Below are 257 nucleotides of genomic sequence, written 5' to 3'. Positions count from 1 at the left end.
AAAAAATGACGTACTGGTAAAATTTGGCCATACCTTTGGTGAAAACGATGCCCACAACATTGAGTTTAAAGCTAAGTACTCTGAAGAAACATCAGACGAAACGTACATGGGCTTAACTAACGCAGATTACCAAGACAATCCTAACCGTCGTTATGCGGCATCGCAAAATGATGAGATGAACACCCGTCATAATGCATACCAAGTAAACTATGCATACCGCTTTGGTGAAGGTTACGAATTTTTAGCAACCGCTTATC

General features: G+C 40.5%; 1 pseudogene. It reads left to right on the top strand.

What is annotated here, in order from left to right:
- Nucleotides 1-257: pseudogene (locus SB765_RS31420) on the top strand (hypothetical protein); the annotation flags it as partial.

Origin of the sequence: Pseudomonas sp. SIMBA_067, assembly GCF_046534675.1 — a bacterium.
GTDB classification, from domain to species: Bacteria; Pseudomonadota; Gammaproteobacteria; order Pseudomonadales; family Pseudomonadaceae; genus Aquipseudomonas; species Aquipseudomonas putida.
The sequence above is the reverse complement of the archived record's forward strand: the minus strand, read 5'-3'. Positions and strand labels throughout refer to the sequence as shown.